The sequence below is a fragment of the Sphingopyxis sp. genome (genome assembly GCF_035250425.1).
Classification (GTDB): domain Bacteria; phylum Pseudomonadota; class Alphaproteobacteria; order Sphingomonadales; family Sphingomonadaceae; genus Sphingopyxis.
Genome location: NZ_DATFFD010000018.1, coordinates 1 through 2,569, shown reverse-complemented (window position 1 = coordinate 2,569; position 2,569 = coordinate 1). Strand labels below are relative to the sequence as shown.

Genomic DNA, 2,569 nt, shown 5'->3' with positions numbered 1-2,569 from the left:
GGGTGTGGACGACCGAAAGCGACTAATAGACTATGAGTTTCAACAAGGATCGGCGCGGCCAGCGTGGACGCGGCAAGCGCGATGATTTCGGCAATTTCGACAGCTTCGAACCTGCACCCTATGGCGGCGACAGCTACGGCGGCGGTCGCGGCGGTTTCGGCGACCGTGACCGCGGAGGCTTTGGCGGCGGCGATCGCGGCGGCTTCGGTGGTGGCGACCGTGGCGGCGGCTTCGGCGGCGGCGGCGGTGGTTTCGGCGGCGGACGTGGAGGCGGCATGCCCGCGCAGGTCGTCGGCGAAGGCAATGGCACGGTGAAATTCTTCAACGCGGCAAAGGGCTTCGGTTTCGTCGCCCGCGACGATGGCGGCGAAGACGTGTTCGTCCACATCAGCGCGGTCGAACAGGCGGGGCTTCAGGGTCTCGCTTCGGGCCAGCCGCTCGGCTTCACGCTCGTCGAACGCAACGGCAAGGTCTCGGCCATCGATCTCAAGATCGAAGGCGAACCGATGCCGGTCGAGGAATTCGCTCCGCGTGCACGCGACGATCGCGGCGCACCCGGTGGCGCCCCGGGCGGCGCCCGCGGCCGCCGTCAGCTGACCGGTGAACGCACCTCGGGCACCGTCAAATTCTTCAATACGACGAAGGGCTTCGGCTTTATCGCGCGCGACGACGGACAGGCCGATGCCTTTGTCCACATCAGCGCGGTGCAGCGCGCCGGCATGGCGGGCCTCGACGAAGGCGACCGCGTCGCGTTCGACATCGAAGTCGACGACCGCGGCAAGTTCGCCGCGGTGAACATCCAGCCGCATCAGGACTGATCGGCGGGATAACCGGAAAACGAAAAGGGCGGCTCTCGGGCCGCCCTTTTTGTTTGTGGTGCCGTGACCCTCCCCCTTGATGGGGGAGGCAGCGAGACTTGCCAGCTTGCTGGCATAGTCGCAGCGGAGGGGGTGTGGTCGCGGCCTGAAACCAACGGCGCGAGGGACGCGCCTTCACCCTCATCCAACTTCGCCTAGTCGCTTCGCGCCAAGGCTGCGTATCCTTCTCCCATCGAGGGAGAAGGACGGGCGCGCCATCAATACCCCAGCGTCGCCTCCAGGAACCAGATGCGCTGCTGCGTCTCATCGGCCCAGCCGTCGACCAGCCCGCTCGTCGCAATGTCGCCATCGGCTTCGGCCGCGGCCTTCACCGCCTTGAGCTGACCCAGCAGGACCTTGTTATCGCCGGCCAGCGCGCGGATCATCGCCTCGGCGTCGGCGCCCGCGCTGTCATCGTCGCGGATCGACGCGCGGCGGCCGACGTCGCCGATCGAACGCAGCGTCGGCGCGCCATTTTTGCGCACGCGCTCGGCGATCAGGTCGGTCGCCCTGAAAATCTGCGCCGCCTGCTCGTCGAACAGCAGGTGCAGCTCGCGAAAATGCGGACCCTGGACGTGCCAGTGATAGTTTTTCGTCTTCAGATAAAGCGCGAAACTGTCGGCGAGCAGCGCATTCAGCGCATCGGCGACGGCGGGCGCATTGTCATTTTTGTCGGACATGGGAGCATCCTTTCTGTTGTCCCGCCGATATAGCGAAGCCAGGCGCCACTTTCCCATTGAAGCTTTGGGTGAGTTTCATCGATAAAAACGATGAAACCGAACCAACCCAACGCATCATCCGATCAATCCGAACGCCCCCAGCGCGGTCCGCAGACCCCAGAGGATCAGGGTCGCGGCCGCCACCCAGCGCAGGTTCCGCGCCGCGCGCCGTTCGGCGAGCGCCGGGCCAAAGGCGAGGAAGGGCAGCATCGCCAGCGTCCAGCCGACCAGCCCGCCGGCGGCCGCCCATTGCCCCGCACCGCTCGTCGCGGCGAGCGCGCCGATCAGAAAATGACTGCGATCACCGAACTGGTTCGCGAGCATCCGGCCGGCAAGCAGGACCGGAGACGCGTCATCCGCGCCCGCATCGGACGCCGGTTTCATCCGCCACAACAAAGCGGCCGCCGCCGACAACATCGCGAGCGCGACGAGCAGCGCCGCCACTCCCTGCCCGATCATCCCGTTGGCGATCGCGCCGGCGACCGCGGCGATGACCGCGTTGACGATGAAAGCCGCAAAAGCGATGACCACCGTGACGCGCCAGTCGCTGCGCGCGCTCACCAGCCGCGACAGCGCGATTCCGCTGCGCCCGTCGGCATTGGCGAGCAGCACCGCCACCAGCGCAAGCATGATTGCATCCATGACGTCGGATCTGAAGTGTCAAACGGGCGCGGTCAATGACCCAAGCGCACCGCAACCGACGCGAGCCACGCTTCCTGCGCAGCAAACGGCAGCGGCCCCCGCGGCACCGCCGCCGCGTCGCTCATCGCGTCGAGATAGGTCAGGATCGCGGCGCGATAACCGCCCCCCGCGACCGCCGATTCGAGCCGGCTCGCCAAGGTCTCGACCGCAGCAAAACCATTGTCGCGCGCGAGGCAGCGGATATCGTCGATCCCCTGCACGATCTGCGCCAGCGCGCAGTGCGGCAGCGCTTCGGCCAGCGCTCCGATCTGTCCGGTGATCCGGTTCTGGATGTCGAGATATGGGTCGGTC

4 protein-coding genes are annotated in these 2,569 nt (G+C 66.8%); 1 reads left to right on the top strand and 3 read right to left on the bottom strand.

Annotated features, from left to right (window positions below):
• The first annotated feature begins 32 nt into the window (after nt 1-32).
• Nucleotides 33-818 carry a cold-shock protein gene (locus VJ811_RS01265; protein ID WP_324070414.1) on the top strand — a complete coding sequence of 262 codons (786 nt, stop codon included), beginning with the start codon at nt 33-35 and terminating at the stop codon, nt 816-818.
• A 257-nt stretch (nt 819-1,075) separates the two neighbouring features.
• Here the strand turns inward: VJ811_RS01265 and VJ811_RS01260 are convergent, their stop codons facing one another.
• From VJ811_RS01260 to VJ811_RS01250, 3 genes are all read right to left on the bottom strand, one after another.
• Entirely contained in the window at nt 1,076-1,537 is a 462-nt protein-coding gene (locus tag VJ811_RS01260; protein WP_324070413.1) for a DNA starvation/stationary phase protection protein, read from the bottom strand.
• A 114-nt stretch (nt 1,538-1,651) separates the two neighbouring features.
• Nucleotides 1,652-2,218 carry a hypothetical protein gene (locus tag VJ811_RS01255; RefSeq protein ID WP_324070411.1) on the bottom strand — a complete coding sequence of 189 codons (567 nt, stop codon included), beginning with the start codon at nt 2,216-2,218 and terminating at the stop codon, nt 1,652-1,654.
• A 32-nt stretch (nt 2,219-2,250) separates the two neighbouring features.
• Nucleotides 2,251-2,569, bottom strand: a 319-nt coding sequence (locus VJ811_RS01250) for a hypothetical protein (RefSeq protein ID WP_324070409.1), incomplete at its 5' end; no start/stop codon positions are given.